The sequence below is a fragment of the Ramlibacter sp. genome, from assembly GCF_035706265.1.
Lineage (GTDB): Bacteria > Pseudomonadota > Gammaproteobacteria > Burkholderiales > Burkholderiaceae_C > Ramlibacter.
Genome location: NZ_DASSVG010000214.1, coordinates 1 through 16,505, shown reverse-complemented (window position 1 = coordinate 16,505; position 16,505 = coordinate 1). Strand labels below are relative to the sequence as shown.

The window sequence follows — 16,505 nt, the reverse complement described above, 5'->3', positions numbered from 1 at the left end:
CAGCTTGTAGCCCAGCATCTCGCGCGTGATCCGCCGGTGCGGCGCCAGCGTCTCGAGCCACTCGGTGTACGCGTCCTGCAGCCGCTCGCGCACCGGCAGCTGCAGCCAGCCGGGGGTCTGCGCCAGCCGCAGCAGCGCGGCATCGGCCAGGTCGAACCAGGCCTCCGCGATCGCGTCCTTGTTGGGGAAGTGGCGCTGGATGTCGGCCAGGCCGATCCCCATCTCGCGCGCCACCTCGTACAGGTGGATCGCGTCCCAGCTGCTGCGTTCGGCGAGCTGCAGCGCCACTTCGAGGATGGCGCTCCGGGCGACCTGGGCTTCTGCCTGCATGGCGGCACCTCCCGCAGCCATGCTGCCACAGGAGGCGCGCGGCAGGGAAGGGGGTTCAGGCGGCCAGGGCCTCGGCTTCGTTCACCGGTGCCGTGCCCGGCGACAGTTCGCCGCCCAGCGCCTCCAGCAGGTCGGGGATCAGGGCCGACAGTTCGCCGGTGAGGATCGCCGCATTGGTGTCGAAGCCCTCGTCGTCCTTGCCCCTGGTGTCCTCGGCTTCCTTCACCACCACGTCCAGCATCTTGAGCTTGCGGATCTGGCCGGCTTCGCTGAGGACGAAGGAGACCCGCTCGTTCCACGTCATGGCGAGCTGGGTCGGCACCTTGCCGGCGGCGATGTGCTGCGCCACCTCGTCGATCTCCAGCGTGTGGCGGGAATAACGCACGGCGGACTTCTGTTCGTCGGCCGCCTTCAGCTCGCAGTCGCGGTCCACGCTGAAGCGCCACGGCGCCTCGCGGGTGGAGAGCCAGTGCGCCATCGAGGCCGCCGGCGAGGTCTGCGTCTGCACCAGCTGCAGGTCCAGCGCCGGGCCGGCGCCCGGCACTTCCAGCAGCGCGGCGAGGAAGGAGGAGACGATGCGGTCGGCGCCGGCCAGGCTGCCGGCATCCACCACCAGCAGGCGCTCGCGGGCGTCGAGCCAGAGCAGGGTGGTGCTGCGCTTGCTGAACGCGCGCGGCAGCAGGTCCAGCAGGACCTCCTCCTTGAATTCCTTCTTCAGCTTGGCCGGCACGCGCTCGTTGCCGGTCTCCTGCTTGTAGCGCTCCACCTTTTCCTCGACGGCCGCCTTCACGGCCGACGCGGGCACCGCGCGCTTCTCGGTGCACTGCTTCAGGATCAGGTGGCCGGCGACGGATTCGGCCAGCACCTTGCTCTTGTTGCCGCGCGGCGGCACCCAGCCGGCGGATTCGGGCTGGGTGGGGCCGCAGGGCACGAAGCGGGCCTTGTGCAGCACGCGCTCGAGGGCGGCGAGGTCGGGCAGGACGAAATCCTCCGCGACCCGGAAGAAACAGGCGTTCTTGAACATCGGGGATGGAAAAAAAGACGCGGCGCGCAACGGCTGCGCCGCGGAAGCGGAATTGTAGGGGCCCGCAAAGTCCCCGCGCCAGCCTGTTTGCATGCAAACATCTACACTCCCGCCGGTGCAGAAGAAGACCGAATGGGGGAGCCCGGTCGTCCCCGACGGCCTGCCCGTGCCCGAACGCTACTGGGCGATGGCGGCCATCCTCCTGGGCATCGCGCTGACGGTGCTCGATTCCACCCTCTTGAACCTGGCCCTGCCGGACATCACGCGGCATTTCGGCGCCGAGGCCCACTCCGCGGTGTGGGTCGTCAACGCCTACCAGCTCGCCACCCTGGGCCTGCTGCTGCCCTGCGCCAAGCTGGGCGAGCGGGTGGGCTACCGGCGCGTGTACCTGGTCGGCCTGGCGGTCTTCACGGTGGCTTCGCTCGGCTGCGTGCTGGCGCCCTCGCTGGGCTTGCTGGCCGCTGCGCGCGCGGTGCAGGGCCTGGGTTCGGCCGGCATGATGGCCGTGAACGCGGCGCTGGTGCGCCTGACGTATCCCACCGCGGTGCTGGGACGCGGGCTCGCGCTCAATTCCGTGGTGGTGGCGACCTCCTCGGTGGCCGGCCCGAGCGTCGCCGCGCTGGTGCTGTCGGTGGCCTCGTGGCCGTGGCTGTTCCTGATCCAGATCCCGCTCGGGGCCGCGCTGATGTGGATCGGCCGCCGCGCCTTGCCCTCCAGCCCGCCGCGCCTCGGAGGCCCGCCGCTGCGGCCCACCGAGGTGGCCCTGAACATCGCGATGTTCTCGCTGGTCTTCCTGGGCGCGGACGCCTTCGGCGCGCGCCACGGCGGCGTGGCGGAAGGCGGCACGCTGGCGGCGGCCCTGGGCCTGATGGCGGCCGGCGCGCTGGTGGGCTGGATCTACGTGCGCGGCCAGCTGCGGCAGCCGGCGCCGCTGTTCCCGGTGGACCTGCTGCGCATCCCCGTGTTCGCGCTGTCGATGTGCACCTCGGTCACCGCCTTCGCGGCGCAGACCCTGGCCTTCATCGCGCTGCCCTTCCTGCTGCTGCAGGGGCAGGGCCGCAGCCACCTGGCCGCCGGCCTGATCATCACGGCCTGGCCCGCCGGCGTGGTGGTGATGGCCCCCGTCGCGGGGCGGCTGCTGTCGCACTACGCCGCCGGCATGCTGGGGGGCATCGGGCAGGGCGTGCTGGCCGTGGGGCTGCTGTGGCTCGCGCTCCTGCCCGCGCATCCGGCCGACTGGCAGATGATCGTGCCGCTGCTGGTGTGCGGGGCCGGCTTCGGGCTGTTCCAGTCGCCCAACAACCACACCATCGTGACCAGCGCGCCCCTGCAGCGCGCCGGTGCGGCCAGCGGCATGCTGGGAACGGCGCGCCTCACGGGCCAGACGGGCGGCGCGGTGATCCTGGGGCTGATCTTCAGCGTCGCCGGGGTGCAGGGCGGCGGGCCGGCGATCGCGCTGGGGCTGGCCGCCGCGCTGGCGGCGGCTTCGGCGAGTTTCAGCTTCCTGCGGCTGCGGGCGGTTTGATCGCTGGGCTTCGGCCTTCGGCGCTCAGCTCCAGCCTGCGAATCCGCCTGCGCGCATCGAGTCACCGCCGCTGGTACTGCGTCGCGCCGAACAGGATCTCGCGCGCCTTGGGGTCTTCGGTGATCGGCTTGCGGAGCTCCGCCAGCACCTTCACGCCGCGCTGCACGGCGGGGCGCTCCTCGATCGCGTGGAACCAGCGCTCCAGGTTCGGATACTCCTGCAGCACCACGCCCTGGTTCTGCCAGCTGCGCAGCCAGGGGAAGGTGGCGATGTCCGCGATCGAGTACTCCGCACCTCCGAGCCACTCGCTTTGCGCCAGCCGCTTGTCGATCACGCCGTACAGGCGCTTCGCCTCGTTGGTGTAGCGGTCGATGGCGTAGGGGAGCTTCTCGGGCGCATACACGCGGAAGTGGTGGCACTGGCCCAGCATGGGGCCGACGCCTCCCATCTGGAACATCAGCCACTGCAGCACCTCGTATTTCGCGCGGTCGCCGGCAGGCAGGAAGCGGCCCGTCTTGGCCGCCAGATACACCAGGATCGCGCCGGACTCGAACAGCGAGATGGGCTCGCCGTCGGGGCCTTCGGGATCGACGATCGCGGGGATCTTGTTGTTCGGGCTGATGGCCAGGAACTCGGACTTGAACTGCTCGCCCGCCCCGATGTTCACCGGGATCGCCTGGTACGGAAGGCCGCACTCCTCCAGCATGATGTGGACCTTGTGCCCGTTCGGCGTCGGCCAGGAATAAACGTCGATCGTCGCCACGCGGAAACCTCCTGTTTCAACTTATGATGGGGAACTTTAGGGCAAACCGCAGCCGCATGTTCGACCGCATCCGGAAAGTCTTCCACCGCGAGAGCCGGGAACGCGAGGGCGAGCAGGCCTCCCTGCTGTCGGCGCACGGGCCGGTGTCGGAATGGGCGGCGTCGCGCGGCATGAGCTTTTCCACCGGCGCCCTGGGCCACACGGTGTCGATGCACGGCAAGGTCGGCGGCCATCCCTGGCGCATGGAGCTGGGCAAGCCCGCCCGCGACTACATCCGCGGCGAGGAATTGCGGGCCCGCGCCGAACTGGGCGTGTTCGAGAACGTCGGCGCGATGATCATCAACCGCCCGCTGAAGGACGCGCTCGAGCGGCGCGCCTACAGCATGATCACCGACACGCTCCAGACCACGGCCGACCCGCACCTGCCCGAGGAGATGCGCTGGCTGGCCATGTACGACGAGATCGGCTGGGAGGGCGTGCCCGATGCCTTCTGGGCCAGCTATGCGGTGCTGGCCGACCAGCGCGAACATGCGCTGGCCTGGGTGGACGACGCGCTGGTGGACCTGCTGCGGGCCTGGCCCGCGCCGGCGCCAGGCAAGCACGTGCCCTTCATGATCGTGCTGGTGCGCGGCAAGTGCTACCTGCGCATGCAGTACCAGCCCGCGCTCACCAGCACGCTCGATCACGCCACCGACGTCTTCACCGCCGCGTGCGAGAGCGCGCTGGGCGCGTTCGGCACGGCGGCCCGATAGGAGGCCGCCCGAGAGGCCGCGCTTGATCGACCCGTTCTTAACGCAAAAGCCGCAAAAGTGACGCAAAAGCCGCAGAAAACATCCTCTTGAGGATGGCTGTTTTCTGCGGCTTTGGTCTTCCTTTTGCGGCTTTTGCGTTCAATCTGCCCCGCCTCCGCACCAGCCCTAATCAGGCCCCCCGCGTCACAGGAACGGGCGCATCGCGGCCGCCGCTGCCGTACTTGCCCAGCTCCCACTTCGCGATCGCGTTGCGGTGCACTTCGTCCGGGCCGTCGGCGAAGCGCAGCGTGCGGGCGTGGGCATAGGCCTGCGCCAGCGGGAAGGCGCCCGAGACGCCGCCGCCGCCGTGGGCCTGGATCGCCCAGTCGATCACCTGGCAGGCCATGTTCGGCGCCACCACCTTGATCATCGCGATCTCGGTGCGGGCCACCTTGTTGCCGGCCACGTCCATCATCCAGGCGGCCTTGAGCGTCAGCAGGCGCGCCATGTCGATCTTGCAGCGCGCCTCGGCGATGCGCTCCTGCGTCACCGTCTGCTGCGCCACCGGCTTGCCGAAGGCCACGCGCTCCAGCGACCGCTTGCACATCCGCTCCAGCGCGCGCTCGGCCAGGCCGATCAGGCGCATGCAGTGGTGGATGCGCCCCGGCCCCAGGCGGCCCTGCGCGATCTCGAAGCCGCGCCCTTCGCCCAGCAGGATGTTGCCCGCCGGCACCTTGACGTTCTCGAAGACCATCTCGGCGTGGCCGTGCGGCGCGTCGTCGTAGCCGAACACGTCCAGCGGCCGCACGATGCGGATGCCGGGCGTGTCCGCCGGCACCACGATCATGCTCTGCTGCGAGTGCCGGGGCGCGTCCGGGTCGGTCTTGCCCATGGTGATGTAGACCTTGCAGCGCGGATCGGGCGCGCCGGAGATCCACCACTTGTGGCCGTTGATCACGTAGTGGTCGCCGTCACGCTCGATGCGGGTCTGGATGTTGGTGGCGTCCGAGGAGGCGACCTCGGGCTCCGTCATCGCGAAGGCGGAGCGGATCTCGCCTTCCAGCAGCGGCTTGAGCCACTTCGCCTTGATCTCCTCGGAGCCGTAGCGCGCCAGCGTCTCCATGTTGCCGGTGTCGGGCGCCGAGCAGTTGAAGACCTCGGAGGACCATGGCACGCGGCCCATGATCTCGGCCAGCGGCGCGTATTCCAGGTTGGTCAGGCCGGCGCCGTCGTAGCCGGAGTGCTGCGCGCTGTCGACCGGCAGGAACAGGTTCCACAGGCCCGCCGCGCGCGCCTTGGGCTTGAGCTGCTCGATGATCGGGATCGGCGTCCAGCGCTTGCCGGCCTCGGTGTTGGCCGCCAGCTGCTTCTTGTACGTGCCCTCGTTGGGATAGACGTTGTCGTCCATGAACTTCTGCAGGCGCGCCTGGAGTTCCTTGGTCTTGGCCGAGTATTCGAAGTCCATGATGCTGTAGCTCCTCTTGGAAGGTGGGGTTCGGTCAGGCGCGTCGGGCGAAGTGCCAGGCCAGTTCCGCCATCGGCCGCGCGCGGCTGCCGGCGTCGGCGGCCTGCGGGCTGGAGGCGGTGCCGGCCTCGTAGCGCTTCGCGATGCCCTGCAGGATCGCCGCGATGCGGAACAGGTTGTAGGCGAGGTAGAAGTTCCAGTCCGCCTTGAGGTCGGCCACCGTCGCCAGGCCGGTGCGCTCGCAGTAGCGGCGGATGTATTCGTCCTCGCCCGGGATGCCCAGCGCGCGCAGGTCCAGGTCGGCGATGCCGCGGAAGGCGCCGTGCGGGATGTGCCAGGACATGCAGTGGTAGCTGAAGTCGGCGAAGGGGTGGCCCAGCGTCGACAGCTCCCAGTCCAGCACGGCGACGACGCGCGGCTCCTGCGGGTGGAACATCAGGTTGTCGAGGCGGTAGTCGCCATGCACGATCGACACCTTGGTCTCGTCGCGCGCGGCCGGCGGGACGTGCGCCGGCAGCCATTCGAGCAGCTGCTCCATCTCGGGGATGGGCTGGCTCAGGGGGCCGGCGCCGTCGGTGGAGGCCTTGTACTGCTTGCTCCAGCGGCCGATCTGGCGCTCGAAGTAGTTGCCCGGCTTGCCGTAGCCCGCCAGCCCGCGCGCGGCGAAGTCCACCGTGTGCAGCGCCGCGATCACGCGGTTCATCTCGTCGTAGATCTCGGCGCGCTGCCCGGGCGTCATGCCGGGCAGGGCCTGGTCCCACAGCACGCGGCCCTGCATGAACTCCATGACGTAGAAGGCGCGGCCGATCACCGACTCGTCCTCGCACAGCACCTCCATGCGCGGCACCGGCACGCCGGTGCCGGCGAGGCCGCGCATCACGGCGAACTCGCGCTCCACCGCATGGGCCGAGGGCAGCAGCTTCGCCACCGGCCCCGGCTTGGCGCGCATCACGTAGCTGCGCCCAGGCGTCACGAGCTTGTAGGTGGGGTTGGACTGGCCGCCCTTGAACATCTCCACGCTCAAGGGGCCGCGGAAGCCCTCCAGGTTCTTCTCCAGCCAGGCGGTGAGCGCGTCCACGTCGAACGCATGGCGCTCGCTCACCGGCCGGGTGCCGACGAAATGATCGAAGTTCTGCTCGCTCATGGCCGGCTCACTTCTCGTTGTCGGCTTCGACGATGCGCATCAGGCTCTCGCGGTTGCGCACGACGAGCCCGCCCGGTTCGATGCGGATCACGTCCTCGCGCTCCATCTGCTTGAGTTCCTGGTTGACGCGCTGGCGCGAGGCGCCGAGCAGCTGGGCGAGCTCCTCCTGCGCGAGCTGCAGGCCGATGCGCACCTCGCGCCCGTCGGCGAGCGACGGCACGCCGTAGCTGCGCACCAGGTGCACCAGCTGCTTGGCGAGACGCGCGCGCAGCGGCAGCGTGTTGAGGTCCTCGACCAGCCCGAACAGCTGGCGCACGCGGCGCGCCTGCAGCTTGAGCAGCGCCTCGTACAGCTCCACGTGCTGCGCCAGGATCTTCTGCAGGTCCGCCCGCGAGACGAGCAGCATCGTGGTGTCGCCGTGCGCATAGGCGTCGTGCGTGCGGCGCTCGCCGTCGAAGATGGCGACGTCACCGAACCAGATCCCCGGCTCGACGTAGGTGAGCGTGACCTGCTTGCCGGTGATGGAGGTCGAACTCACGCGCACCGCGCCGCGCGCCACCGCGCTCCAGAATTCGGCCGGGTCGCCGCGCGCGCAGATCAGCTCGCCGTCCTTGAAGCGTTTGACGAAGGCACATCGGAGGATGTCGTGGCGCAGCGATGGCGAGAGGGAGGAAAACCAGCGGCCATTGTTGATGGCCGCGCGTTCCTCGATGGTAAGAATCGGGTCGTCCATGGTCTGTCTTGTGAGCGACTGCGGGCCCGTTTCTGTCGCTTGGGGGACCGTGCTGATTCTCACGGGTACTCCGGCTTCTGCCGGGCGAGGAAGGCCTGGATGCCGATCCCGCCGTTGGCGTGGTACAGGTTGCGCACGAAGTGCTCGCGCTCCGATGCGAGGTGGCGGTCGAGCGGCGCGACGGCCGCATCGTTGACCAGCTCCTTGATGCTGGCGATCGCGTTGGGTGCCCGCTCGTTCAGGCGCTCGGCCAGGGCCAGCGCGTCCTGCAGCGCGCCGCCGGGCGCGCTCACGCGGTTGACCATGCCGAACTGCTGCAGCCGCAGCGGCCCGATGCGTTCGCCGAACATCAGCAGCTCGTTGACGGCCTGGCGCGGCAGCGCCTGCACCAGGCTCCAGCTGCCGCCGCCGTCGGGCGACAGCCCCACGCTGCTGTAGGCCATGACGAACACCGCGTCTTCCGCGGCCACCAGGAAGTCGCAGGCCAGTGCCAGCGAGAAGCCCGCCCCGGCGGCCGCGCCTTCGACCGCGGCGATCACCGGCTTGGGGAAGGTGCGGATCGCCTCGATCCAGCCGTGCAGGCCGTCGATCGACTGGGCCTGCACTTCGCGCGGCTGGGCGCGGTTGGCCAGCAGGCGCTGCAGGTTGCCGCCGGCGCAGAAGGTGCTGCCCTCGCCGGTGATCACGACGCTGCGCACCTCGGGGTTGCTGTCGGCGACGTTGAGGGCCTCGACGCCCGCGGCATAGATCTCCGGCCCGAGCGCGTTGCGCATCTCCGGATTGCTGATGGTCAGGACCATGGTGCGGCCCTGGGTGGCGCTTTTCAGTTCGGCGGCCATCGTTCAGGCTTCCTCTTGCAGCAGCGACAGTCCGATGGCGCCACGCCGGCGCAGCCACGGGCTGGGGCGGTAGCGCGGATCGCCGTAGACCGTCTGCAGGTTGAACAGCACTTCGAGGATGTTGGTCGGGCCCCAGCGGTCGCCCATGGCCAGCGGGCCGAGCGGGTAGCCCAGGCCCAGGGTCACGGCCGTCTCCAGGTCGCGCGGCGAGCAGACGCGCTGCTGGCACATGTCGGCGGCGATGTTGACGATGGTGGCCACCACGCGCTGGGTGACGAAGCCGCCCGAATCGCGGATCACGCTGACCGGCTTGCCGTCGCGCGCGAACAGGGCGTGGGCGGCGTCGCGCATGTCGGCGCGGGTGGCGGGATTGGTGGCCAGCACGCGGCGCTTGGTGGCGCTGTCCTCGATCAGCAGGTCGATGCCCACCGTGCGGGCGGGATCGAGCCGTTCCACCACGGCGACGGTGGTGACGTCGAAGCCGAGCGGCGCCACCAGCGTGAGCGCCTGGGCCGAGGGCGACTGGCCCGTCTCCACCTTGGCGCCCAGGTCCTTCAGCAGCTGGTACAGCTCGGCGCGGCGGGCGGCGCGGGTGGAAACCCACACCGGCGGGATCTCCTGCACCGCGGGCGCGGGCGGCTCGGGCGGCACCTGTTGCTTGCCTTCGGCGTAGCGGTAGAAGCCCTCCGAGGTCTTGCGCCCCAGCACGCCGCCGGCCACGCGCTGGGCCGCGATCGCGCTCGGGCGGTAGCGCGGCTCGTCGTAGTACTGGCGGTAGATCGACTCCATCACCGGGTGCGACACGTCCAGCCCGGTGAGGTCCATCAGCTCGAAGGGGCCGAGGCGGAAGCCGGCCTGGTCGCGCAGGATGCGGTCGATGGTGGCGAAATCGGCCACGCCTTCGCTGGCGATGCGCAGCGCCTCGGTGTTGTAGCCGCGGCCTGCGTGGTTGACGATGAAGCCGGGCGAATCCTGCGCCTGCACCGGCGTGTGGCCCATCTGCTTCGCATAGGCGGTGAGGCCTTCGCAGACGGCGGGATCGGTCTTCAGGCCGGCGATCACCTCCACCACCTTCATCAGCGGCACCGGGTTGAAGAAGTGGTAGCCGGCCACGCGCTGCGGCCGCCGCAGCCCGTTGGCGATCGCGGTGACCGAGAGCGACGAGGTGTTGGTGGCCAGCACGGCCTCCGGCCCCACGATGTCCTCGAGCTGCGCGAACAGCGCCTTCTTGACATCGAGCCGCTCGATCACGGCTTCGATCACCAGCGCGCAGTCGGCCAGCTCCTGCAGGCTGGCGGCGGGCTGCACGCGCTGCTTCGCGGCCTGCACCGCGGCGGCGTCCATGCGGCCTTTTTCCTGCAGGCGGTCCCATTGCGCGCCGAGTTCCCGCACCGCGCGCTGCACGGCCTCGGGCTGGGTGTCGTAGAGCCGCACGGTGCTGCCGGACTGGGCGGCGATCTGCGCGATGCCCCGGCCCATGGCGCCGGCACCTGCGATGCCGATCGTGTTGTAAGGAGTCTCCATGCGGGCATTATCCCCGTGCGCGCAACGGGCCCCGGGCTCAAGTTTTCGGAGGCCGGCGGCGCGCGGTGCCTAGAATGGGCCCTTCCATGTTTCCTAAAGTAAACGGCCGTGCCCTGGGGCTTGCCGCGTGCGTCTGGTCGATCGCGTGCGGTGGCAGCGCGTTCGCGGCCGCCGAGTCGCAGGCGCAGGCTGCCGCGCCGGCCGCTCGCCCGGTGGCGTCGCAGGCGGCGCCGGACGCCGCCACGCCGGAGCCGCGCCTGCAGGCGCTGGAAGGGGAACTGAGGGCACTGCGTGAGCTCGCGCAGCAGAACGCCGCCGCCGTAGCGGGCCTGCGCGCGGAGATCGATCGCAGCCGCGGCGAGCGCAGCATCGCCGGCGCACTGGTCGTCCTGCTGTCCGTGCTGCTGCTGGGGCTGGCCGCCTGGGTCGGCTGGCGCTGGTATGGCGAGCAGCGCCTGAAGCGCGTGGGCCGCTGGTTCGAGGAGCACGGCGCGTCGCGCTCGGGCGCGCGCCCGGCGGGACAGGGGCTGCACACCCAGCCGGCGGCGATCCTGCGCGAAGGGCCGCCGGCACCCGTGCGGGGGGAGGCGCCGGGAGCGCCGACGCCGTTGCCGGATGACGGAGCACTGACCCCGGTTTCGGGGCAAGGAGCACTGACAGCGACGCCGGACCAGGGAACGCCGGCGCCCGCCGTGGACGACGTCGGGCTGGCGCCGATCTTCGTCGAAGACACGCCGACACCGCCTTCGCCGCGGGGCGGGGAGTTCGGGGGCTTCGGCGGCAGCCTCGCGGGCGGCGCCGGGGTGCACGAACCGGTCGACGTGCACGAGCGGGTGGCCTTCTACCACTCGCTCGGCGACTACGCGCAGGCGAGGGCGCTGCTCGAGGCGCACGAGCAGGGCCTGGCCGACCCCCCGGGGCCCACCGGCACCGAGCGCGAACGGATGATGATCCCGCCCGCTTCCGCCCGCCTCGGCGTCGACATCGACCTCGGCGAGCTGGCCGGGGAGAGCGAAAGCGCCGCCCTGAGCGAGCTGCCGGTGCTTGACGTCGACCTGGACGAGCCGACGACGGCGCCGGAGTTCGACGCCTCGGGCAGGGATTCCCGGGGCTTCTAGCCTAGCGCCCGCTTGCCGCGAAGCGGCTTGCCAGTGCACTCGCTGCCATCGAGGCCAGCAGGCCCGCCAGCCCGGCCCAGTGCAACCACTCCATGCCGCCGCGCGCGATCATCCAGCCGCCGGTGGCGGCGCCGATCGCCTGGCCGGCGTAGATCGCGGAGGAGTTCAGGGCGACGGTCGCAGAGGCGAGCGCCGGCGCCATCCCCACCAGCCGCGCCTGCTGCGCCGAGTTGGTGGAGAAGCAGCCCAGCGCCCACGGCACGCTGACCGCCATCACCAGCGACAGCGAGAGGCCGAGCGGGAACAGCAGCATGCTGGCGGCCATCAGGCCCAGGCCGATCATCACCGCGCGGCCGGCGCCGAGGCGGTCGATGTGGCGCGTCATGAGCACGTTGCCGGCCAGCCCGAAGGCGCCGAAGCATAGGAAGTACAGGCTCAGCGCACCCGGGGCCACGCCCAGTTGCTGCCGCAGGTAGGGCGCCATGTACGAGAACAGCACGAACTGGCCGGCGGCCGAGAGCACCGTCACGGCCACGGCGACCATCAGCGCGCCCGAACGCAGCGTCTGCTGCCAGGCCGCGCGCGACAGCGCGGGCGGCTTCACGCCCTCGGGCAGCGCGCGCCAGACCCAGGCGGCGCTCAGGAGGCTGAGCCCCGCCACCATCAGCATGGCGCTGCGCCAGCCCAGGAGGCCGCCCACCAGCGCGCTCAGGGGCATGCCGATCACCGAGGCGAGCGACCAGCCGAGGAAGATGAAGGTGATGGCGCGCCCGCGCTGCGACGGCGCCACCAGCAGGCCCAGCGAGGCCGCGGCCTGGGGCGTGAAGATGGCGGGCGGCACCAGCGCGATCACGCGCAGCGCGAGCAGCGAGCCGAAGCCGGGCGCGAGGGCGCACGCCAGGTGCATCAGCGCGTACCAGAGCATGGCGCAGGAGAGCAGGCGCCGCCGGTCCCACCCGGCCACCACGGCGGCGAGCAGCGGCGCGCCCACGCACATCAGCAGCGCGCCGGCCGAGATCAGCTGGCCCGCCGTGGACACGGGCACGGCGAGCTCGCGGCTGATCTCGTTGAGCGTGCCGGCCACCACCATCACGCCGGTGCCGATCACGAAGTTGCCGAACAGCAGCGGCCACAGCACGGCGGGCAGCCGTTCGCGGGCGGCCGGCGCGGCGAGCGCGGACACTAGCGCCGCACCTGCAGCGCGCCCGGGTTGACGATGTTGGTGGGCGTGCCCTTGATGAAGTTCACCACGTTGTCGAAGGCGGCGCCGAAGTACAACTCGTAGCTTTCCTGCTCCACGTAGCCGATGTGCGGCGTGCAGATGCAGTTCTCCAGCCGCAGCAGGGCGTGGCCCTGCAGGATCGGCTCGCTTTCGAACACGTCGATGGCCGCCATGCCCGGGCGGCCGCGGTTGAGCGCGGCGATCAGCGCCTCGGGCTCGATCAGCTCCGCGCGCGAGGTGTTCACCAGCAGCGAGGTGGGCTTCATGCGGTTGAGGTCCTCCAGCCGCACGATGCCCAGGGTTTCGTCGTTCAGGCGCAGCTGCAGCGTGAGCACGTCGCTTTCGGCGAACAGGGCCTCGCGGCTGGGGGCGGGCAGCAGGCCGTCGGCCTCGGCCCGGGCGCGCGACTCGGGGCTGCCCCAGACCTGCACGCGCATGCCGAAGGCCTTGCCGTAGCCGGCCACCAGCTGGCCGACCTTGCCGTAGCCCCAGATGCCCAGCGTCTTGCCGCGCAGCACCTGGCCGATGCCGAAGTTGGGCGGCATGGAGGAGGACTTGAGGCCGGACTGCTGCCAGGCGCCGTGCTTCAGGTTGCTGATGTACTGCGGCAGGCGGCGCATCGCCGCCATGATCAGCGCCCAGGTGAGTTCGGCCGGCGCGACCGCCGAGCCCACGCCCTCGGCCACCGCGATGCCGCGCTCGGTGCAGGCTTCCACGTCGATGTGGGCGCCGACGCGGCCGGTCTGGGAAATGAGCTTCAGGCGCGGCAGCTTCTCGACCAGCTGGCGCGTGATGTGGGTGCGTTCACGGATCAGGACGATCACGTCGGCGTCGCGCAGGCGCACGGAGAGCTGCCCGATGCCCTTCACGGTGTTGGTGAAGACCTTGGCGGGATAGGCTTCCAGCTTGGAGGCGCACTGCAGCTTGCGCACGGCATCCTGGTAGTCGTCGAGGATCACGATGTTCATTCCCTCGATTGTGCCTTGCGGGCCGCGCGGACCATGGCCGCGCTGGAAGACGGGGTGGCCGCCGTGGCGCGCCAGCCAGAACGGACCGCCTGCGGGGACATGGCGCTCGCTCCTAAGATGGCGCCTTTCGACGAAAAGGAAATCTTTCATGACGATGTCGATGTACGGGGCGAGCATCCCGGTGTTCCAGCACATGCTGCGCAACCTGGCCCACATCCTGGACAAGGGCGAGGCGAGCGCGCAGGCGCGCAACTTCGACCCCTCGGCGCTGACCACCTACCGCCTGGCGCCGGACATGCTGCCCTTCACGCGCCAGGTGCTGATCGCCTGCGACGCGGCCAAGCTGTGCGCGGCCCGCATCTCCGGCGTGGAAGCCCCGAAGTTCGAGGACAAGGAAGCGACCTTTCCCGAGCTGAAGGAGCGCATCCGCAAGACGCTGGACTACCTGGAGACCGTGCCCGCCGGTGCCATGGACGGCACCGAGGACAAGCAGATCACCTTCCCGGCCGGCCGCGACCGCACGCTCACCATGAGTGCCCAGGCCTATCTCACGACCTGGGCGCTGCCCAACTTCTTCTTCCACGTCACCACCGCCTACGCCATCCTGCGCCACAACGGCGTGGACCTGGGCAAGGCGGATTACCTGGCGGGTGCGGCGGGGCGGTGAGGCGGTGGCTGCCTGGGTGACGCAGGCCCGGTAGGCTGGTGGTGAGCCATGCGAACCCCAGCGATGCGCGAGCGCAGCGAAGCGCTGGGGTTCAGCGCGCCTGGCGGCGCGGTTCACCGCCAGCCTACGAGACGCCCATCTCCAGCGCGGCCAGGCGATCGAGCTCGGCGCAGACGTCGGCCAGGCGGCCCGAGATCACCATGCGGCCGGCGGTGCTGCGCGGGGCGCTCGGCTCCAGCACGCGCACGACGCGCAGCGGCTTGACCTCCTGCGCGGGGGCGCAGCGCGCCCCTGCCAGCCCGCGCGCCGGCGCGGCGGGCGAATCCCCGGTGCGCGGCGCCAGGGCGGCGAACAAGCCGCGGAAAGCGGCGGCGAGACGGGAGAGCGAGAAGGTGAGGAATGCGCTTGCCATGTGACAGCTCCTGGAAGAGACACAGGCAGGATTGGGACGGGGGCTGCTGCCGCAGGGTGATGGCGAACGCCTCGCCATACGCCTGCCACCTGCGCCAGCAGCCGTGGCTTACATGAGCATCGTGTTGCGGATCAGGCCGACCGCGACGCCCTCGATCTCGAACGGCTCGCCCGGCTCCACCACGATGGTGGGGAAATCCGGGTTCTCGGCATGCAGCTCGATCAGGTGCTTGTTGCGCCGGAAGCGCTTGACCGTGACGTCGTCACCGAGGCGCGCCACCACGATCTGGCCGTTCTTGGCCTCGCGGGTGGACTGCACGGCGAGCAGGTCGCCATCCATGATGCCGGCATCGCGCATGGACATGCCGCGTACCTTGAGCAGGTAGTCTGGCCGGCGCTGGAACAGGCCGCTTTCCACGTAGTACGTCTTGTCCACGTGCTCCTGCGCCAGGATGGGCGAGCCGGCAGCCACGCGGCCCACCAGGGGCAGGGCCAACTGCAGCAGGGTGGGCAGGGGCAGATCGAACTGCTTGACGCGCGCCTCCTGGATCGCGCGCAGCGTCGCGCCCTTCAGGCGGATGCCGCGCGAGGTGCCGCTCACCAGCTCGATCACGCCCTTGCGCGCCAGCGCCTGCAGGTGCTCCTCGGCCGCATTGGCTGACTTGAAGCCGAGCTCCTCCGCGATCTCGGCGCGGGTGGGCGGCGCGCCCGTGCGCTCGATCGCCGTCTGGATCAGGTCGAAGATCTGCTGCTGGCGCGGCGTAAGCTTGGGAGCCTCGGGCGACTCCGTCTCCGGTGCGCTGTCGGGCGTGCGAGCGTTGATGGCCATGGCGGGACTGTGTTGATATCCAGTACCTGTATTTTTCAACAGTTTGGAGCCGAATGCAAGGGCACAAGGGAAAACTCGTGGTATTGGCGACCGGCGGCACCATCGCCGGCCGCGCCGCATCGGCCAGCGACAACCTGGCCTACCAGGCAGCGCAGCTCGGGGTGGAGCAGCTGCTGGCGGGCCTGCCGCGGCCGGTCGGCTTCGCCATCGAAGGCGAGCAGGTGGCGCAGATCGACAGCAAGGACATGGACTTCGCGGTCTGGCGCGCGCTCGCGCAGCGCTGCGCCCACTGGCTCGCGCAGCCGGAGGTGGCCGGCATCGTGGTCACGCACGGCACCGACACGATGGAGGAGAGCGCGTTCTTCCTGCAGCAGGTGCTGGCGCCGGCGAAGCCCGTGGTGCTGACCGGCGCGATGCGGCCCGCCACCTCGGTGGCGGCGGACGGCCCGCAGAACCTGGTGGATGCGCTTGCGGTCGCGGCTTCCGGCGAGGCGCGCGGCGTGTGCGTGGTGTTCGCGGGCAGCGTGCACGGCGCGGCGGACGTGCAGAAGGTGCACGGCTACCGCTCGAATGCGTTCGCGTCGGGGGATGCCGGGCCGGTGGCCTATGTGGAAGAGGGGCAGTTGCGCGTGCTGCGCGCGTGGCCGCAGGGTGGGACGGTGCGTGCAGCGGGCACGCTGCCCGATCCGGGCCAGTGGCCGCGGGTGGAGATCGTGCTGAGCCACGCGGGCGCGGGCGGGGCGATCGTGCGGGCGCTGGTGAAGGACGGCGTGCCCGGGATCGTGGTGGCCGGCACCGGCAACGGCACGGTGCATCGCGCCCTGGAGGAGGCGCTGCTGGAGGCGCAACAGGCGGGCGTCGCGGTGCGGCGCGCGTCGCGTTGCCTGCAAGGGCGCGTGCTGCCGCACGCCGGCGATCGCCTGCCGGCGGCGGAGGGCCTCACGCCGGTGAAGGCGCGGGTGGCGTTGATGCTGGAGTTGATGGGGGCCTGAAGCGCTGGGCTTCCGGCGCGCGTAGCGCGCGGTCAGCACCAGCCTACGGGATGCGCCACGCCAGTGGCGCGGCTTGCGCGTCAGCAGTCCGCCAGCGCCTGCAACGCCCGCGCGGTGATCTCGTCGACCGAGCCCAGGCCGTCGATCTTGCGCACCTTGGGCGCGTTCTGCGGGTCGTCCTTCGCCCAGCTGCTGTAGTACTCCACCAGCGGGCGCGTCT

General features: G+C 70.7%; 17 protein-coding genes and 1 pseudogene. 5 read left to right on the top strand and 13 right to left on the bottom strand.

Features of this window, described 5'->3' with window-relative positions; translation table 11 throughout:
• A partial coding sequence (locus VFM98_RS08060; RefSeq protein ID WP_325109396.1) for a TetR family transcriptional regulator occupies positions 1-330 on the bottom strand: 330 nt, incomplete at its 3' end.
• 55 nt (positions 331-385) lie between these two features.
• Positions 386-1,354, bottom strand: coding sequence for a recombination-associated protein RdgC (locus tag VFM98_RS08055; RefSeq protein ID WP_325109395.1), 969 nt, complete (start codon positions 1,352-1,354; stop codon positions 386-388).
• Positions 1,355-1,541: 187 nt separating this feature from the next.
• Here VFM98_RS08055 and VFM98_RS08050 point away from each other — a divergent pair, with 187 nt between their 5' ends.
• Complete coding sequence (locus tag VFM98_RS08050; RefSeq protein WP_325109397.1) at positions 1,542-2,879, top strand: MFS transporter; 1,338 nt, start codon at positions 1,542-1,544, stop codon at positions 2,877-2,879.
• A 61-nt stretch (positions 2,880-2,940) separates the two neighbouring features.
• On the opposite strand, the gene VFM98_RS08045 is transcribed toward VFM98_RS08050, so the two are convergent.
• Complete coding sequence (locus VFM98_RS08045; RefSeq protein ID WP_325109394.1) at positions 2,941-3,642, bottom strand: glutathione binding-like protein; 702 nt, start codon at positions 3,640-3,642, stop codon at positions 2,941-2,943.
• Positions 3,643-3,698: 56 nt separating this feature from the next.
• Between VFM98_RS08045 and VFM98_RS08040 the strand changes: the two genes are divergently transcribed.
• The gene (locus VFM98_RS08040) at positions 3,699-4,394 is read left to right on the top strand and encodes a hypothetical protein (RefSeq protein ID WP_325109393.1); all 696 of its coding nucleotides are present in this window, start codon (positions 3,699-3,701) and stop codon (positions 4,392-4,394) included.
• 169 nt (positions 4,395-4,563) lie between these two features.
• Here VFM98_RS08040 and VFM98_RS08035 read toward each other — a convergent pair whose 3' ends face one another.
• Genes VFM98_RS08035 through VFM98_RS08015 form a run of 5 tightly spaced genes read right to left on the bottom strand, consistent with a single transcriptional unit; the run spans position 4,564 to position 10,078 of the window.
• Positions 4,564-5,838 (bottom strand): acyl-CoA dehydrogenase family protein, encoded by a 1,275-nt coding sequence (locus VFM98_RS08035; protein WP_325109392.1) that lies wholly within the window; start codon positions 5,836-5,838, stop codon positions 4,564-4,566.
• Positions 5,839-5,872: 34 nt separating this feature from the next.
• Positions 5,873-6,982 carry a phosphotransferase gene (locus VFM98_RS08030; RefSeq protein WP_325109390.1) on the bottom strand — a complete coding sequence of 370 codons (1,110 nt, stop codon included), beginning with the start codon at positions 6,980-6,982 and terminating at the stop codon, positions 5,873-5,875.
• A gap of 7 nt (positions 6,983-6,989) precedes the next feature.
• The gene (locus tag VFM98_RS08025) at positions 6,990-7,715 is read right to left on the bottom strand and encodes a Crp/Fnr family transcriptional regulator (RefSeq protein ID WP_325109389.1); all 726 of its coding nucleotides are present in this window, start codon (positions 7,713-7,715) and stop codon (positions 6,990-6,992) included.
• A 59-nt stretch (positions 7,716-7,774) separates the two neighbouring features.
• Positions 7,775-8,554, bottom strand: coding sequence for an oxepin-CoA hydrolase, alternative type (locus VFM98_RS08020; protein ID WP_325109388.1), 780 nt, complete (start codon positions 8,552-8,554; stop codon positions 7,775-7,777).
• A 3-nt stretch (positions 8,555-8,557) separates the two neighbouring features.
• The gene (locus VFM98_RS08015) at positions 8,558-10,078 is read right to left on the bottom strand and encodes a 3-hydroxyacyl-CoA dehydrogenase (RefSeq protein ID WP_325109387.1); all 1,521 of its coding nucleotides are present in this window, start codon (positions 10,076-10,078) and stop codon (positions 8,558-8,560) included.
• A gap of 86 nt (positions 10,079-10,164) precedes the next feature.
• Between VFM98_RS08015 and VFM98_RS08010 the strand changes: the two genes are divergently transcribed.
• Entirely contained in the window at positions 10,165-11,196 is a 1,032-nt protein-coding gene (locus tag VFM98_RS08010; protein WP_325109386.1) for a hypothetical protein, read from the top strand.
• Between the two features lies 1 nt (position 11,197).
• Here the strand turns inward: VFM98_RS08010 and VFM98_RS08005 are convergent, their stop codons facing one another.
• The gene (locus tag VFM98_RS08005; RefSeq protein ID WP_325109385.1) at positions 11,198-12,379 is read right to left on the bottom strand and encodes an MFS transporter; all 1,182 of its coding nucleotides are present in this window, start codon (positions 12,377-12,379) and stop codon (positions 11,198-11,200) included.
• Positions 12,379-13,386, bottom strand: coding sequence for a D-2-hydroxyacid dehydrogenase family protein (locus VFM98_RS08000; RefSeq protein WP_325109384.1), 1,008 nt, complete (start codon positions 13,384-13,386; stop codon positions 12,379-12,381). Before VFM98_RS08000 ends, VFM98_RS08005 begins: the two co-directional genes overlap by 1 nt.
• A 148-nt stretch (positions 13,387-13,534) precedes the next feature.
• Here VFM98_RS08000 and VFM98_RS07995 point away from each other — a divergent pair, with 148 nt between their 5' ends.
• Complete coding sequence (locus tag VFM98_RS07995; protein WP_325109383.1) at positions 13,535-14,053, top strand: DUF1993 domain-containing protein; 519 nt, start codon at positions 13,535-13,537, stop codon at positions 14,051-14,053.
• A 124-nt stretch (positions 14,054-14,177) separates the two neighbouring features.
• Here VFM98_RS07995 and VFM98_RS07990 read toward each other — a convergent pair whose 3' ends face one another.
• Complete coding sequence (locus VFM98_RS07990; RefSeq protein ID WP_325109382.1) at positions 14,178-14,465, bottom strand: hypothetical protein; 288 nt, start codon at positions 14,463-14,465, stop codon at positions 14,178-14,180.
• Between the two features lie 108 nt (positions 14,466-14,573).
• The gene (gene lexA, locus VFM98_RS07985; RefSeq protein WP_325109381.1) at positions 14,574-15,293 is read right to left on the bottom strand and encodes a transcriptional repressor LexA; all 720 of its coding nucleotides are present in this window, start codon (positions 15,291-15,293) and stop codon (positions 14,574-14,576) included.
• A 53-nt stretch (positions 15,294-15,346) separates the two neighbouring features.
• Here lexA and VFM98_RS07980 point away from each other — a divergent pair, with 53 nt between their 5' ends.
• Complete coding sequence (locus VFM98_RS07980) at positions 15,347-16,285, top strand: asparaginase (RefSeq protein ID WP_325109380.1); 939 nt, start codon at positions 15,347-15,349, stop codon at positions 16,283-16,285.
• A gap of 80 nt (positions 16,286-16,365) precedes the next feature.
• Here the strand turns inward: VFM98_RS07980 and VFM98_RS07975 are convergent.
• Positions 16,366-16,505, bottom strand: a pseudogene (locus VFM98_RS07975) (adenylate kinase); the annotation flags it as partial.